This is a genomic window from Kamptonema formosum PCC 6407, from assembly GCF_000332155.1.
GTDB lineage: Bacteria > Cyanobacteriota > Cyanobacteriia > Cyanobacteriales > Microcoleaceae > Kamptonema > Kamptonema formosum.
Map to the genome: position 1 here is coordinate 2,013,430 of NZ_KB235903.1, position 14,733 is coordinate 2,028,162.

At 43.8% G+C, this 14,733-nt stretch carries 14 protein-coding genes; 7 read left to right on the forward strand and 7 right to left on the reverse strand.

The features are described from left to right. Positions 1 to 236: 236 nt before the first annotated feature. Both OSCIL6407_RS0113795 and OSCIL6407_RS0113800 read right to left on the reverse strand, forming a co-directional pair. Complete coding sequence (locus tag OSCIL6407_RS0113795; RefSeq protein WP_007356356.1) at positions 237 to 545, reverse strand: carbon dioxide-concentrating mechanism protein CcmK; 309 nt, start codon at positions 543 to 545, stop codon at positions 237 to 239. 357 nt (positions 546 to 902) lie between these two features. After that, a complete protein-coding gene (locus OSCIL6407_RS0113800; RefSeq protein WP_007356357.1) occupies positions 903 to 1,211 on the reverse strand; it encodes a DUF3067 family protein in 309 nt (102 codons plus the stop codon). A 228-nt stretch (positions 1,212 to 1,439) separates the two neighbouring features. On the opposite strand from OSCIL6407_RS0113800, the gene petC reads away from it, so the two are divergent. From petC to OSCIL6407_RS0113820, 4 genes are all read left to right on the forward strand, one after another. Further along, the gene (petC, locus tag OSCIL6407_RS0113805) at positions 1,440 to 1,982 is read left to right on the forward strand and encodes a cytochrome b6-f complex iron-sulfur subunit (RefSeq protein ID WP_007356358.1); all 543 of its coding nucleotides are present in this window, start codon (positions 1,440 to 1,442) and stop codon (positions 1,980 to 1,982) included. A 159-nt stretch (positions 1,983 to 2,141) separates the two neighbouring features. Next, positions 2,142 to 3,131: a cytochrome f gene (gene petA / locus OSCIL6407_RS0113810; protein WP_007356359.1), complete on the forward strand. Its 990-nt coding sequence runs from the start codon at positions 2,142 to 2,144 to the stop codon at positions 3,129 to 3,131. A 210-nt stretch (positions 3,132 to 3,341) separates the two neighbouring features. Beyond that, a complete protein-coding gene (locus OSCIL6407_RS0113815; protein ID WP_007356360.1) occupies positions 3,342 to 4,190 on the forward strand; it encodes an alpha/beta fold hydrolase in 849 nt (282 codons plus the stop codon). Positions 4,191 to 4,192: 2 nt separating this feature from the next. Next, positions 4,193 to 5,278, forward strand: a complete 1,086-nt coding sequence (locus OSCIL6407_RS0113820; RefSeq protein WP_007356361.1) for an NAD(P)/FAD-dependent oxidoreductase — start codon at positions 4,193 to 4,195, stop codon at positions 5,276 to 5,278. 195 nt (positions 5,279 to 5,473) lie between these two features. Here the strand turns inward: OSCIL6407_RS0113820 and OSCIL6407_RS0113825 are convergent, their stop codons facing one another. Together OSCIL6407_RS0113825 and OSCIL6407_RS0113830 are read right to left on the reverse strand one after the other, a co-directional pair. Then, entirely contained in the window at positions 5,474 to 6,157 is a 684-nt protein-coding gene (locus OSCIL6407_RS0113825) for a manganese catalase family protein (protein WP_007354151.1), read from the reverse strand. A gap of 570 nt (positions 6,158 to 6,727) precedes the next feature. Further along, positions 6,728 to 9,226 carry an FHA domain-containing protein gene (locus tag OSCIL6407_RS0113830; RefSeq protein WP_007354149.1) on the reverse strand — a complete coding sequence of 833 codons (2,499 nt, stop codon included), beginning with the start codon at positions 9,224 to 9,226 and terminating at the stop codon, positions 6,728 to 6,730. 91 nt (positions 9,227 to 9,317) lie between these two features. Here OSCIL6407_RS0113830 and OSCIL6407_RS31825 point away from each other — a divergent pair, with 91 nt between their 5' ends. Both OSCIL6407_RS31825 and OSCIL6407_RS35380 read left to right on the forward strand, forming a co-directional pair. Continuing rightward, entirely contained in the window at positions 9,318 to 10,787 is a 1,470-nt protein-coding gene (locus OSCIL6407_RS31825) for a serine/threonine-protein kinase (RefSeq protein WP_019487342.1), read from the forward strand. A gap of 15 nt (positions 10,788 to 10,802) precedes the next feature. Beyond that, positions 10,803 to 10,952 (forward strand): hypothetical protein, encoded by a 150-nt coding sequence (locus OSCIL6407_RS35380; RefSeq protein WP_155523398.1) that lies wholly within the window; start codon positions 10,803 to 10,805, stop codon positions 10,950 to 10,952. Positions 10,953 to 11,017: 65 nt separating this feature from the next. Here OSCIL6407_RS35380 and OSCIL6407_RS0113845 read toward each other — a convergent pair whose 3' ends face one another. The 3 genes from OSCIL6407_RS0113845 to petH form a co-directional block, all read right to left on the reverse strand. Beyond that, a complete protein-coding gene (locus OSCIL6407_RS0113845) occupies positions 11,018 to 12,319 on the reverse strand; it encodes a homoserine dehydrogenase (RefSeq protein WP_007357256.1) in 1,302 nt (433 codons plus the stop codon). 116 nt (positions 12,320 to 12,435) lie between these two features. After that, positions 12,436 to 12,996, reverse strand: a complete 561-nt coding sequence (locus tag OSCIL6407_RS0113850) for a Uma2 family endonuclease (RefSeq protein WP_007357257.1) — start codon at positions 12,994 to 12,996, stop codon at positions 12,436 to 12,438. Between the two features lie 109 nt (positions 12,997 to 13,105). Further along, on the reverse strand, positions 13,106 to 14,311 hold the full coding sequence (gene petH, locus OSCIL6407_RS0113855) for a ferredoxin--NADP reductase (RefSeq protein WP_007357258.1): 1,206 nt from the start codon (positions 14,309 to 14,311) through the stop codon (positions 13,106 to 13,108). A gap of 130 nt (positions 14,312 to 14,441) precedes the next feature. On the opposite strand from petH, the gene OSCIL6407_RS35925 reads away from it, so the two are divergent. After that, on the forward strand, positions 14,442 to 14,657 hold the full coding sequence (locus OSCIL6407_RS35925) for a hypothetical protein (protein WP_148288864.1): 216 nt from the start codon (positions 14,442 to 14,444) through the stop codon (positions 14,655 to 14,657). Positions 14,658 to 14,733: the final 76 nt, after the last annotated feature.

The following is a 14,733-nucleotide window of genomic DNA, read 5'->3' on the forward strand; positions in this document are numbered from 1 at the left end:
TTTTAGAGAGAGTTAGTTTCTGACTATTAATCTTGCTATAGAAAGCGGGATAAATTTGTTATCTATTACACCAATTAATGCTTTAGCTGGATACTAGAATTGCGATCGCGATCGCGATGTCGATCTGGTTAACGATCGGATATTGCGATCGCAATCGTTTTCGCTTTCGGAATTTTCATTGCGATTGCGATCGCGATTGCTGAGCGATCGCTAAATCTAAGCGCCCAAAAATCCTACTACATTCTAAATTGTTCGACTTCTGGAGTAAAGCCGATCGGTAAAACGTAATCTAGATTTTCATGGGGACGAGCGATGATGTGGTATGATAACAATTCCCCACCATGAACTTTTTTGACTCCTTCAATTCCAGCCGCTACAGCAGCTTGTACCTCGGAGACATCGCCCCGGACTATGACTGTCCAGTAACCGCGCGTAATTTTTTCATACCGAACTAACGTGACACGGGCCGCTTTAACCATTGAGTCTGCGGCTTCTACGGCAGAGGGAAGTCCAAGGACTTCAATCATGCCAACTGCCATTCCCATTGCGCTAATCTCCTAATCTAATGGGATTACCAGGTACTAATTGTACGTGAAAATGAGCTCGGCAATGAAGGAAGAAGGTAGAGAGCAACTATAGTAGGGGCTAGGGGCTAGGGGCTAGGGGAGAGGGGGAGGATGGGGAAGAGGGGACATAAAATCAAGGGTTTCAGCCATAAGCGAGTGTCCTAACTAACAGTCTTCGCGGTTGCTATATTAATCAAAATTGTTAATTGTTAACTGTTAATTGTTAATAATCCCTCCTACTTACCTTCCCCATCCTCCCCATTCTCCCCATCTCCCCCATCCTCCCCCTCTCCCCCATCTTACCCTAGCCCCTAGCCCCTAGCCCCTAGCCCCTAGCTATAACAACCATTCAGAGGCTCTTTCGCCTAAATCTAGAGGGATGCTGACGGCCTTACCAAGACGCGGGCGATCGCGAGTTGTGACAATATACTCCCTAACTTGTTCTGTACTACCCCAACCGTGCAGGTAAGTCGCGATCGCGTCCAAATGCTCCATATAATCCGCCTCCGCCATCGGAAAAGAAGCCTGTTCCAGGTATTTCCACATGACTTGCACAAAAATCTTGCCCCGCGTCCGCCGCAGTTGGATATCGTAAGATTTTCCCCACTTATCCAGCAATAGCTGGCGTAAATCCTGGCCCGTCATGGTTGCTCCTTATTAACCGTTATAGTTTACATTTCTTAACAGTAAAATCCGCAGTTCAAAAAATGTAATAATGCTCTAATCAAGGCTGTAAGGCTTATTCTTCAAAGGAATTTCTGCCTTAACGCCTATTGATGAAAGCAGATTAACCGCAATTATCCCTGTTGTCTGCACGTACTGCTTCATAGATAGTTTGTAAAAAAACGTAACTTAACACCGCAAAGGCAGGTTATGGCTCAAATTTCTGCTCACAATCCAGATGTCCCTGATATGGGTCGTCGTCAATTTATGAATTTGCTAACGTTCGGAACCGTAACGGGCGTAGCACTGGGCGCACTCTATCCTGTTGTCAAGTATTTTATCCCGCCATCTAGCGGTGGTACTGGCGGTGGCTTAACTGCGAAGGACAAGCTAGGCAATGATATCGTTGTCAGCAAGTTTTTGGCAGAACACGCCGTAGGCGATCGCGTTTTAGCACAAGGCCTCAAAGGCGACCCCACCTATATTGTGGTGGACAAAGAACAAAGTCTTGCCGAGTACGGAATCAACGCAGTCTGTACCCACTTAGGCTGTGTAGTGCCTTGGAATGCCAGCGAGAACAAATTTATTTGTCCCTGTCACGGTTCCCAATACAACAACGAAGGGAAAGTTGTGCGCGGCCCTGCACCATTATCTTTAGCCTTAGCTCACGCTACTGTCGCAGATGATAAGCTAACCTTTACCCCTTGGAAAGAAACAGACTTCCGCACTGGCGAAGCCCCTTGGTGGTCTTAGTTATTGAGTCTTGGAAATTGGTCATTTGTACTCTGTAAATTGGTCATAAGTCTTTATTTGTCTATTGTCCAATTATCAATTACCTATTACCAATTACCAATCGCCAATTACCAATTACCAATTACGAAACTGTTTGACCTTTGAGATCGAAATACTCTGATGCCAAAAATTGATTTATCAGCGATATTGCGCCGCACTGTTGGGGCGATCGCTAAGACCACGCTAGTTGCGATCGCAACCCTAGCATTTTTCATCACCAGCGACATCGCACTACCTCAAACAGCATCCGCCTATCCCTTTTGGGCGCAGCAAACCGCACCCGCAACACCCCGCGAAGCAACTGGACGGATTGTTTGTTCTAACTGTCACCTCGGCGCTAAACCTACGGAAGTTGAAGTTCCCCAGTCTGTTTTGCCAGATACAGTTTTTGAAGCAGTTGTCAAAATTCCTTACGACCTTAGCGCACAACAAGTAACAGGCGATGGCAGCAAAGGCGGCCTCAATGTAGGCGCTGTCCTGATGTTACCCGAAGGTTTCAAGATTGCTCCTCCAGAAAGAATTCCAGAGGAAATGAAGGAAAAAGTTGGCGAACTTTACTTCCAACCTTACAGCGAAACCCAGGAAAATATCGTCATCATCGGGCCACTACCTGGCGAACAATATCAGGAAATAGTGTTCCCTGTTTTGTCTCCTAATCCAGCAACCGACAAATCCGTTCACTTCGGTAAATACCAGATTCACGTTGGCGGAAATCGCGGACGCGGACAGGTTTACCCAACTGGCGAAAAGACCAATAATGGTGTTTTCAATGCCTCTGTTGCGGGTACAATTTCTAAGATTTCCCAACCCGAAGATGGCGGTTATCAAGTAACAATTCAACCCGTAGAAGGCGCAGCAGTTGTAGATACAATTCCCGCTGGCCCTGAATTGATTGTTGCTGAAGGGCAAGAAGTGAAAGCAGCCCAAGCTTTGACTAACAACCCGAATGTAGGTGGATTCGGTCAGAAAGACGTTGAAATCGTCCTACAAAGTGCAGGTCGCGTTCAATGGCTGATTGCATTCTTTGCTCTTGTCATGCTAGCTCAAATTTTGCTAGTTCTGAAGAAGAAACAAGTCGAGAAAGTACAAGCTGCTGAAATGAATTTCTAAGTGCAGCCCCTCAATCCTGTAGGGCGTGTCATTCATGCCCTACATTTCTATTACTAACAAAACTTACGCCAAACAGTTTGTAACACCACCGTCTCGGCGGTAAATAAACAGCCAAGATGCCCGCGTTACCGATATTTTTCCGTAAGTCCTCTTCCCTCTTCCCTCTTCCTCCTTCCTTCTTCCTTCTCTTATTACTAAGAAATAAAAACAGTGTCACTTGATAAACAGATAATTAAAGTAGGAAACCTAGAATGGTTTTATCGGGAAGCAAAACCGATTAACGAATCCAATCTTCCCCCAGTGGTGCTACTGCACGGATTACCTTCTCAAAGCCATACCTGGACTGCTATCATGCCAGATTTAGCAACATTTGGGTTTCGCGCGATCGCGCCAGACTGGATCGGTTTTGGCTCATCAGCAAAACCCGATAAACTCGACTTTGCTTATACACCCGATACCTTTGTTACCGCCTTTGCAGAATTTATTGAAACCCTAGAAATCGAGCGGTTCTACTTAGTTGTCCAAGGATTTTTAGGTTCCGTCGGTATCCAATACGCCTTACGTCATCCCGATAAAATTGAGCGCTTAGCTATACTCAATGCACCCATTTCTATCGAATCAAGATTACCTTGGAAAATTCAACAATTGGGTCTACCTTTTGTCGGCGACATGATCGTACAAGACCCCCTTTTAGTTGACAGAACTCTAGAAAGTGGTTGCCGTTACCCCATATCTGATAAAGATTTAGATGTCTATCGCCGCCCCTTTTTGAAAAGTTCCCAAGCGGGACGATCCCTATTAGCAACTGTGCGAAATCTCCAGTTATCAGAGTCAATGGCAGAAATTGAAACTGGGTTAAAAGAATGGAAGCGACCAACTTTAATTCTCTGGGGAACAGGAGATCCCTGGATTAATATCGACCAGGCAAAAAATTCAGTTAAATCTATACCAAATGGAGAATTAGTTAAACTAGAAGGAGCCGCCCATTACCCTCAAGAACATTGGTCTGAAAAAATTAGCAATGCTCTCTTATCTTTTCTACGTAGAAAAGAGATATAGAAATGAGCAGAGTTATAATTATTGGCTGTGGTGTAATTGGGGCAACAATTGCTTATGAACTCAGCCAAATTCCCGAACTAAAAATTACAGTTTTAGACAAAGAAACACCCGCCAAAGCTTCTACTGGGGCCGCCCTCGGTGTATTAATGGGTATTGTTAGTCAGAAAGTTAAGGGTAGGAATTGGCAATTAAGGGAAAATAGTATCAAGCGTTATGAAACCCTGATACCGGAGTTAGAGGCAATTACTGGGCAAAAAATTCCTGTGAATAGAGATGGAATTTTGAGGCTTTGTCTGGAAGGAGAGGATTTGAGCAATTGGGAAAAGTTGGCTGTAACTCGCAAATCTCAAGGTTGGAATTTGGAGATTTGGGATGTAGAAAAAGTGCGCGATCGCTTTCCTCAGCTAAACTTAGAGGGGATTATTACTGGTATTTATTCCCCGCAAGACAGACAACTAGATCCAACTGTTTTAACTTTAGCTTTAGTTGCTGCTGCTCAGCAGAAAGGGGTTGATTTTCAATTCGAGCGCGCTGTTTTCGATATCGGCGCTTCTCCTACAGGTTGCTATCAGATTCAAACACCAACAGAAAACTTAGAATGCGACTGGTTAATTATAGCCGCTGGTTTGGGTTCAACTTCTCTCACAGCATCTTTAAAACAGTCTATCGATATTCGCCCCGTCTTAGGTCAAGCATTACATTTACGCTTAGAAAATACCGCGATCGGTTCTGATTTTCAGCCAGTAATTACCTGCGATGATGTTCATATTGTACCTTTAGGAAAAGGCGAATATTGGGTAGGTGCGACCGTTGAGTTTCCCCTAAGTGAGGGTGAAATTGTAGCGGATAGTATTAAGTTAGATGAAGTGATGGCAAAGGCAATTGCCTTTTGTCCTGTTTTAGCTGAAGCTAACATTATTAGGAAATGGTCGGGATTGCGCCCCCGCCCAGAAGGCCAACCAGCACCAATTATTCGGAAACTTCCTGGTTGCGATCGCGTAATTATTGCTTCTGGACATTATCGAAATGGCGTATTATTAGCGCCCGCAACTGCCCAGCTAATTAGGGATATGATTCTCGATGGATAAGTAGAAGGCAGAAGGCAGAAGGCAGAAGGCAGGAGGTTGATTGAGGATTTACGTAACGCCGCCATCCTGGCGGTTCTTTTACCGCCAGGATGGCGGCGTTACATATTTTTGGGTAAAGCCAGTATATCTTCAACCATTGATATTACTGAATTTTCCTTCTTCCTTCTTCCTTCTTCCTTCTTCCTTCAGCGATACCTAACCTTTCGGGGTAGGATCGGCAACATAGCGGAAATCAGGCTCAGAATTCCAAGCACCACGCTCATCTTTGCCATTAGTAGACAAATTGAAGTAAAGATCCACAGTCTGATCCGGCTGGATATTTCCAAACATCGGATCTGTGAGCTTATCCATCGACGAGAGCGCATTCATAAACATCTTGGTATGAGAAATTTCGCGAGTCAGTAGAAATACCAAGGTGTTTTTTGTGCCTTGATCTGGTGCCAACTTAATCAACTCTTCATAAGTCTGGCGAGCTCCAGCTTCCGCAGCAATATCAGCACGCAAATCGCGCACAACATCACCACCTTCATTGATATAAGCTGCTGTCCAAGCTTGACCTTGACTGTCTAAAAAGTGTGGGCCCATACCGCGCACTGCAAACAGCGTACTTTTGAAAACTTCAGTTTGATCGACTTTTTGAGTGTGAGCTTCGATCAGTTTGCCGACCATTTCTAAGTGACTAAACTCTTCAAGCGCAATATCTTGAAGCATATCCCGAATCCCAGGATTTTCACAGTGAAAGGACTGCACCCAATATTGCAAAGCGGCCGTTAGTTCTCCGGTGGCTCCCCCAAATTGTTCTAGCAATAATTGGGCGAAACGAGGGTTAGGCTCGTCAATCTTCACCGTATACATTAGTTCTTTTTTGTGAAAAAACAAGGCGTTATCCTCCTGTAAGTTGCGTCTGCTTTCGCCAATTCTTTAATTGCTGGGAGTGAGCTTCCCAACTTGACTATTGATAGCTTTGAAATATATTGTCTGGTAAACAATCTGGTTATACTTCGGCCGCCAGATACATCTAATATTCGGGGTTGATCTACAATAAGATAGAGTTAAGATCGGTCGGGATTTTATAGGAGCGGTTTGTATTTGGGTGGATTACAGTATAGAGATCCCCTCCTTTTTTAGCAAGGTGGGCTGTTTCATGCTCAGGTTCAATTTCCGATCTTCGTATTTCCTATTTCTCTGGTAGCGAGCATAACATGACTTTTTAATAATTCGGCTCGCTTAGTAAAAATTATCGGCTGAAAACCTTGCTGAATATGAGTTAGAGAGTTTAAAAAACGATGAGCCTGAAACAGCCCTGCTAGTTTATAGTACCTAGTTATAGCGTCCCTACTGCTAACGGCCAAGAAGGTTGTGATATAATCTAGGTTGGGTGAAATGCAGTAAAACCCAACTCTTCATTAACAGTTAACAGTTAACAGTTAACAGTTAACAGTTAACTAATTACCTAAAAATATCTTTACGTTTTAGCAACAGAAAAGTTACGGCAAAATAAACAACTGCCTGCAACCCCAAAATCCCCCAATTAAGAGCTAGATTTTCCCAACTTGGCTCATAGACAGCACTCGGATCGAATAGCTGATGTAAAAAGTTTCCATCAGACAATTCTATCGGCTTAGCCACCATAGCATTTACATTCACTAAACTGCCATAAGCTCCTACAGACCAGCGGCTCACCGTTAGCCAAGAAATCCAAAGGGCTAGTTTTTCTATTGACAACAAACTATCTAATTTAAAAAATACTCCCGAAAAAATTATCTGAAAGCCTAAAATAAAAGGTAGAACTTTATAAGCTTGAGCGATATTACTTACAAATGCTGATAGCATCAATCCCAAATTCATACTAGCTAATAGCGTTAAAAAAGTAGTGATCCCTAAACCAATAGGCCAGGTAATTATATCTGAGTCTGGTTGTTCAAAGCCTAGTAAAATTACCGCTGTCATTACCACAGCTTGCAGACAAGCTAATCCTTTTAATCCGATCAATTTTGAAATCAGATAGGGGAATAATCCTAAGCTTGCTAAACGTTCTCTCCTCAAAATTTGCTGTTCTTTAACAATTGTCGAAAGAGAACTAGAAACGCCTACCAAAATAGCCGACAATGAAAAAAACAGTAAAAATCTTAGGGCTAAGAAAGCAAGCCGGGAGTCGCTACTATTAGTAAAAATGAATGGCTCCATGTTTTTTATTCCTGCTAACAAAATAGGGCAAATAGCAGCAGAAAATAATCCTATAGCAAAATTGATCTTGTTGCGGATTGCCAATTGAAAGTAGCGCTGAATTAGTAGGGTTAACTGTCTGAAAGATGAGCCTCTGGAAGAATTAGATAGTTTGGCAAAGTTAGCTGGTTGTTGAGAGGGATTGAGGCTAAGTGGTACGGCAATGTAGCGCTGGTAATAGCTGGAATAGCGATATTTATCTTCCCACAATCTAACGATAGATTCACCTTTTTCTAGTTCGCTATAAATGCCAGTAAAATCTTGATTGTGAATGGCAAAAAAACTATAAATATCTGCTGGCGGCCCGAAGTAGCAAAGATGACCGCTGCCACCAAGAAAAACTAGGCGATCGCAAATGGTAAGATTAGCATTAGCTTGGCCTGTAAAAATCACAGTCCGCTCTTGATCTGCCAATTTTCGCAATAGCGATACCATCTTTTTATCTAATCCTGGGTCGAGTCCAAAAGTCGGTTCTTCCAAGAAAAACAACTTCGGATCTACTACTAATTCTACTCCAATACTGACTCGCTTGCGTTCGCTCTTGCTGAGGCTATTTATTAATTCATGGCGATGTTCAAACATTTCAATATCATCTAAAACTTTTTTGAACACCTGATCCACATTGATATCAGCAGGCAAGCGTAATTTAATGGCATAAATCAGGGCTTCTGCTACTGTTAATTCACCGTGAAGCGCATCATCTTTAGGTACAAAACCGATCGAACAACTATAGCTATCAAAATGTTTCCGTAAATCTTCACCGTTCGCGTACACTGCGCCACGATTGGGGGCTTCAATTCCTAACAAAGTACGCAATAAAACTGATTGATTCGCATTGCTTGTCCCAGCTAAAGCTACTAAATTCCCTGGTTCAATTACGAGGGAAATGGTGTTAAGTAAACGCTGGATTTCGTTATTTTTATCCTTGCCTTCACGGACTAATTCTATTGCTTCCAAACGAATCGCATCGCCGGGATTGACTAAGGTTACTTCACCAGCTTGGTAAATTAAAGTAAAGGGGCCGATGCGAATTTTTGCGCCTTCAGTAAGCACTACAGAATTTTTAATCCGTTTGCCATTGACAAAAACGCCATTGCTGCTGCGATCGGCGAGAACGTATTGCCCCTGAGCGTTAGCATCAATGGTGGCGTGGCGACGGGATACAATCGGGGAGTTGAGCTTTAAGGTAGCGTGGCGATCGCGACCTATGAGCACAGAACGATTCCGCAGCGCGATCGCAGTTCGTGGTAAATTACCCGCACTAGGGCTAGCAGGATTAAAATAAATTAGCTGAATTTGGTTTCTAGGGTCTTGACCGATCCGTAATTCTGTCTCATGTTTTAAAGCCAGACCTTTTGCAGGAGAGACTTGCGTAAAGCTAGGAAGCGCAAACATCCCATTAGTGCTGGGTTTGCTACCATCACCATCATAAATCCAGTAATCTTCCCCTTCTCGCCGCAAAACCGCTTGACTGCTAGAAATAATCTGCCAAACTTGAGGAACAAGTAAGTCAGCTTTGTAGGGATCGCGACCCAATACGTGCTCGTTTTTTGTTAATTCTAAGCGCAAAGTCTGCCCCTGATTGTTCAGTTCTAAATAGGGGTTACTAAGTAAATGCGTTTTCTTTTGCGTTTGACTCGTCATGGGTTTGTCGGGAAAGCAAGTGCGATCGGAGAAACAGACTGCATTCGAGCGGGTATCTTCTGATACGAATTGGCACACCCCTCTAAATTGTTCCGAAATCAACTATTAAAAGGGATAGTAATGCTATACCATGTTTAAGAAATTGCTACAAAGCTAATTCCTCCCCAGCATGAGCTACTGCATCAACCCCAAATGCCCGCGTCCTCAAAACCCTGAAAATGTTAGCTTTTGCCAAAGCTGCGGCTCTCAATTAGTAATTGAGGGACGGTATTGGGTACTCCGCCCCCTGGGGAAAGGCGGCTTTGGTCAGACTTATGAGGTAAATGAGAGTGGCATCCCTAAAGTTTTAAAGGTACTCACCTACAACGAGCCCACAGGTGTACGGCTATTTCAGCAAGAAGCTCACGTTTTAATGAGGTTGAGACATCCGGGGTTGCCAATAGTAGAGCCAGATGGTTACTTTACGTTTACACCAAATAACAGCCGCGAACCTCTGCACTGTTTGGTCATGGAGAAAATTGAAGGCCTGAACTTGCAACAGTGGTTAAAAAATCAGAATCACAAACCCCTGGGGATCGATCGCGCTATTGACTGGTTGGAACAACTGGCTAGAATTTTGCATCTCGTCCACACTCAAAATTACTTCCACCGCGATATTAAGCCACCTAATATTATGCTCCGCCCTAATGGGCAATTAGTATTAATTGATTTTGGGGCAGTACGGGAAGTAACAGAAACTATGGAAAGAAGAAAAGGCGAGATCACAAGAATTTTTTCCCAGGGATATACACCGCCTGAACAAATGGAAGGGGCCGCAGAGCCCCGTTCTGATTTTTTTGCTCTTGGTAGAAGTTTTGTTTGTTTGCTAACGGGTCAGGAACCAAACCATTTAGAAGGAAACTCTCCAGCCGGAAAGTTTATTTGGCGCACTTTAGTTCCAGAGGTATCGAAGCCGCTAGCAGATTTGATTGATGATATGATGGCTTACTCTGTGAATGCTCGTCCTCAAGATACGCAAGTTCTCTTGCAGCGGATAGCTAAACTTAATGCTCCGCCTCGCACGCCAACGAAGTTTCCTGTGGGAAAGAAACAAGTTTTAATTGGTGCGGGGGTTGGAGCCGCGATCGCACTTGCCGCGATCGTTCCCAAATTTCTGCCTCAAACTACACCAGAAAAATTATTACTCTATCAAGATCCTGAAAATGGTTTTAGTATAAAATATCCTCAAGAATGGGAAAAGAAAGAACGTCAAGGTTATTTCGATCCGAATATAGTTACGTTTCGCTCACCTAAGAAAAGCAATTCAGATATTTATCCAGAAGATATTATTGTTACTGTAGATGATTTATCTTCAAAGCCTATGTCTCTTGATGAATATACAAAAATATCCATTGCCCAAATAAAAGAGAGCAACCAAGATACTAAGGTTTTAGAGGACGGTTCAGCTATGCTTGCTAATACCAAAGCTCATAAAGTTGTTTTTACTACTAAAGAAGAAGAAAATAATGTCAAGAAAATGCAAGTTTGGACTGTCAAGAATAATCGAGCTTATACCATTACTTACACAGCAAATAAAGATGAATATTCGGATTATCTAAAATCAGCAGAAAATGTTATAAATTCTTTGGAAATCAATTGATAGCTAGGGGAAGAGATGGGGAGCGGGGGAGCAGGGGAGCAGGGGAGATGGGGAGGATGGGGAAGATGGGGAGGATGGGGAGGATGGGGAGGATGGGGGAGATGGGGAGGATGGGGGAGATGGGGGAGATGGGGGAGATGGGGAGGATGGGTAATTAGCGATTAGCCATTAGCCATTAGCAATTAGCAATTAGCGATTACCAATTACCAATTACCCATTACCCATTACCATTAAAGAACTCGCAATTTACTAGGAATACTGTGTATACCTTCCATTTGACTAATTTCATCAATTGCCTGCTGAAAATTACCTTCTTTAACATCATGAGTGACGACTACAATTTCTGCTAACTCGCCGTGTATTCCTGTTTGCACAACTGATTCTAAGCTAACATTATGTTGCCCGAAACAAGTGCCGAGTTTGCCAATCACACCTGGATTATCTTTGGTTAAAAATCGAGCATAAAATCGGGTAACGAGTTCTTGAATTGGAGCAATTTTACAGTAGTGTTGGTGAGAACAACTTAACAAAGGATGGGGAATGGGAACTGTTTCAGTTTTTAAGATAGCGGCGATATTCATAATATCTGATACTACCGCGCTTGCTGTAGGGCCAGCACCAGCACCGCGTCCGTAAAACATGACTTGCCCTATGGGTTCTGCTTCTATTAAAATAGCGTTGTAAACGCCATTTATACTCGCAAGAGGATGAGTTTTCGAGACTAGGGTAGGATGAACTCTGATGGAAAGTAGTTCGCGATCGCGAGTTGTTTGGGTATCTTGATGGGCGATCGCTAATAATTTAATTACAAATCCCAGCTTTTCAGCATAAGCAATATCAGCAGCACTTACTTGTCCGATCCCTTCACAATAAATATCTTCTAGTTTGATGCGTCCGCCAAAAGCTAAGGATGCTAAAATGGCAATTTTATCAGCAGCATCTAAACCATCTACATCGGCACTGGGGTCAGCTTCAGCATAGCCTAATTGTTGGGCATCGGCGAGCACTTGGGAAAAGTCCGCGCCTTCTGTTTGCATCCGAGTAAGGATGTAATTAGTTGTACCGTTAACGATGCCAGTAACGGTTTGAATGCGGTTTGCACCTAATGATTGTTTAAGGGTTTGTATGACTGGAATACCACCGGCGACAGCAGCTTCTAGCATTACATAAACGCCTTTTTCTTGGGCGGCGGCGAAGATTTCGTCGCCATAGCGGGCAATTACAGCTTTATTGGCGGTAACGATGTGCTTACCGTTGGCGATCGCTTTGAGGATTAGCGATCGCGCTGGTTCTAAACCGCCCATTACTTCTACTACAATGTTCACATCTGGGTCTGTAGCGATCGCCTCTAAGTCTGTGGTCAGCACATTTTCGGGAAATTGTAAAGAGCGAGTTTTTGTGCGATCGCGCACCCCCACCCGATAGATTTCCAACTCCTGTAATAGTGGATGGCGGCCTTCGGGAGAGAGCAAAATCTCTGCTGTACCCCCGCCCACTGTCCCCAATCCCAGCAAACCAATTCTTATAGCCACGACTTTAACCTGTAGAAACTCATTTAACCCACAACCATTGTAAGATACTTCTGCATTAGCTTCTTATTCAAAATCCTGATTTGGGTATTTAAGCTTCTGGTAAAATTAAAAAACTTTCATTCCTCATCAAACACAGGCGGCCAAAGTTCAGAAACCGCCAACTCCCATCCCTCCAATAACTCTGGAACAGTCAATATATCACCTTCACCTAACACGACAGTTTCCAGATTCAGCCGATAAACTTCCAAAATCTTTTTATCGGGATCGACCAATATTCCTACTTGCGTTCCCAAACTTAAAAACATTTGGATTTTCTCGCGAGTTGGCTTAAGTCTATCAGTTGAAGATTTAACTTCTACTATCAAATCAGGTACAATATTAGCGAAAGTGCGCGGAAGTCGCTGTAGTTTGGTAGCACTGACAAAAGAAACATCAGGGCCGCGTAAATTTGAATTTGGCAGACTAAATCCACCACTCGATTCTAGAACAAACCCTAATCGGCGCGGTACTACCCAATTCCCTAATAGCCTTGCTAATTGAGCAATAACATAGCTAGATACAACATCTGATAACCCCATAACATGAATTTCTCCATCTATTAGCTCTAACTGGTAGTCCAAATGAGCGTCAGTTAAAGCACCTTGGAGTTGCTCGAAATCTTTAACCGTCAGTACCATATCAATCATCTCCCTTTCTGGATGCTAAGGCAACGATAAAATTTATCCTCTAAAACAATTATAGGGCAGGCATTGCCCACCCTACAAAACAAATTATCACCCTATCAAATTAATAGGTTTCAACGTGCCAGCGATGATTTTTCTTCAACTGTTTCTGATAGTCAGACCAGTTAACATCATACTTGCCAGCCGCCGCCGACATCCCCTCATCAATACCGCCTTCCATACCTTTCAAACCGCAAATATAGGTATGAGTATTTGGCTTTTGAACCAACTCCCATAACTGATCGGCATTCTCTTGAATCCGGTTTTGGATGTACATCTTACCGCCTTGAGCACTTTTTTGTTCGCGGCTAATTGCATAAGTCAAGCGGAAATTATCTGGGAACTCAGCTTGCAACTTCTCCAACTCTTCTTTATAAAGAATATTCGGAGTATAAGCAACACCAAAGAACAACCAAGCTAAACCCTTGAACTTGTAATCAGGGTTATTTTCCTTGAACATTCTCCACAAGAAAGCGCGGAACGGTGCAATACCAGTACCCGTTGCCATCATAATAATCGTGGATTCTGGGTCTTCAGGTAATAACATTTCCTTACCTACAGGGCCGGTGATTTTCACCTCAGCCCCCGGTTCCAAACCGGTTAGATAAGTCGAACACACACCAAAGACCTTTTCACCAGTTTCCGGGTGCTTATACTCCAACCGACGGACACAGAGCGATATCGTTTTATCGTCAAGGTTGTCACCGTGACGAGTAGATGCGATCGAGTACAGGCGCAACTTATGGGGTTTGCCATTAGCATCAGTACCTTCGGGAATAATGCCGATACTTTGGCCTTCCAGATAGCGCAAATTCCCGCCAGAAAGGTCAAAAGTGACATGGCGGACAGTACCCTCGCCACCTTCTCTGACTAGCTCTTCAGTCGAGATGCACTTGCCAATAAAGGGACTAGCTGGTTTGTAGAGATTGACGGGAATATCAACTTTTTCTTTTGCTTGAGTCATTGGCTTCTTTGGTTCTCCTGATTTCTGAACCTGTAGCCCATTCTCTGGCGCAACATTTGCCTGGGTTTGGGGTTCGGCGTTCAGGAGTCGGATGCTGACTATCTGGCCACCCATGCGAGCTATCCGCCGCATTTCCTGATTCATACGGTTGTAAGGAACTGCGATGAACACGCTCCCACTCTGGCGAATCGGGCAGCTAGTTTGGTCAGTTTCTCCGTTCTGACGCAGACCCTTAACTTCATAAACAAAGGTGCGGCTGCCAGATTGTGAATTGGCAGCACCACCAGATAAGCTGGGACTATACATTACTTGCTTTTCCATCACGATACAGAGTTCTAAACTTAGAGAATGTGACGATAGACTCAATTTACGTTTTTCTTAAGATGCTCTTCACTAAGAAATTTGCGCTAACCGATCGCCCTCGCCGTCTGGCTTGGTGTCAAGTGTTGGCCGCTGTTGTTGTCTATGCGCTCTGAATATTTTAGCTGAGAGGGGGATCGGGGATTGGGGAAGATGGGGAGGATGGGGAAGATGGGGAGGATGGGGAGATGGGGGAGATGGGGAGGATGGGGGAGATGGGGAGGATGGGGGAGATGGGGAGGATGGGGGAGATGGGGAGGATGAGGAGAATTTTGCTTTTCTTATGCGTTAGCATTCAGCTAACGTCTTGAACCTTCTCTCCTAGAACACTAAATCCTTTTGCCTTCCCAGTCGCCTCTGCTCCTCTG

Coding starts and splice junctions, on each gene's coding strand:
- OSCIL6407_RS0113795 (WP_007356356.1), bottom strand. CDS start 545: ATGGGAATGGCAGTTGGCATGATTGAAGTCCTTGGACTTCCCTCTGCC.
- OSCIL6407_RS0113800 (WP_007356357.1), bottom strand. CDS start 1,211: ATGACGGGCCAGGATTTACGCCAGCTATTGCTGGATAAGTGGGGAAAA.
- petC (WP_007356358.1), top strand. CDS start 1,440: ATGGCTCAAATTTCTGCTCACAATCCAGATGTCCCTGATATGGGTCGT.
- petA (WP_007356359.1), top strand. CDS start 2,142: ATGCCAAAAATTGATTTATCAGCGATATTGCGCCGCACTGTTGGGGCG.
- OSCIL6407_RS0113820 (WP_007356361.1), top strand. CDS start 4,193: ATGAGCAGAGTTATAATTATTGGCTGTGGTGTAATTGGGGCAACAATT.
- OSCIL6407_RS31825 (WP_019487342.1), top strand. CDS start 9,318: ATGAGCTACTGCATCAACCCCAAATGCCCGCGTCCTCAAAACCCTGAA.
- OSCIL6407_RS35380 (WP_155523398.1), top strand. CDS start 10,803: ATGGGGAGCGGGGGAGCAGGGGAGCAGGGGAGATGGGGAGGATGGGGA.
- OSCIL6407_RS0113850 (WP_007357257.1), bottom strand. CDS start 12,996: ATGGTACTGACGGTTAAAGATTTCGAGCAACTCCAAGGTGCTTTAACT.
- petH (WP_007357258.1), bottom strand. CDS start 14,311: ATGTATAGTCCCAGCTTATCTGGTGGTGCTGCCAATTCACAATCTGGC.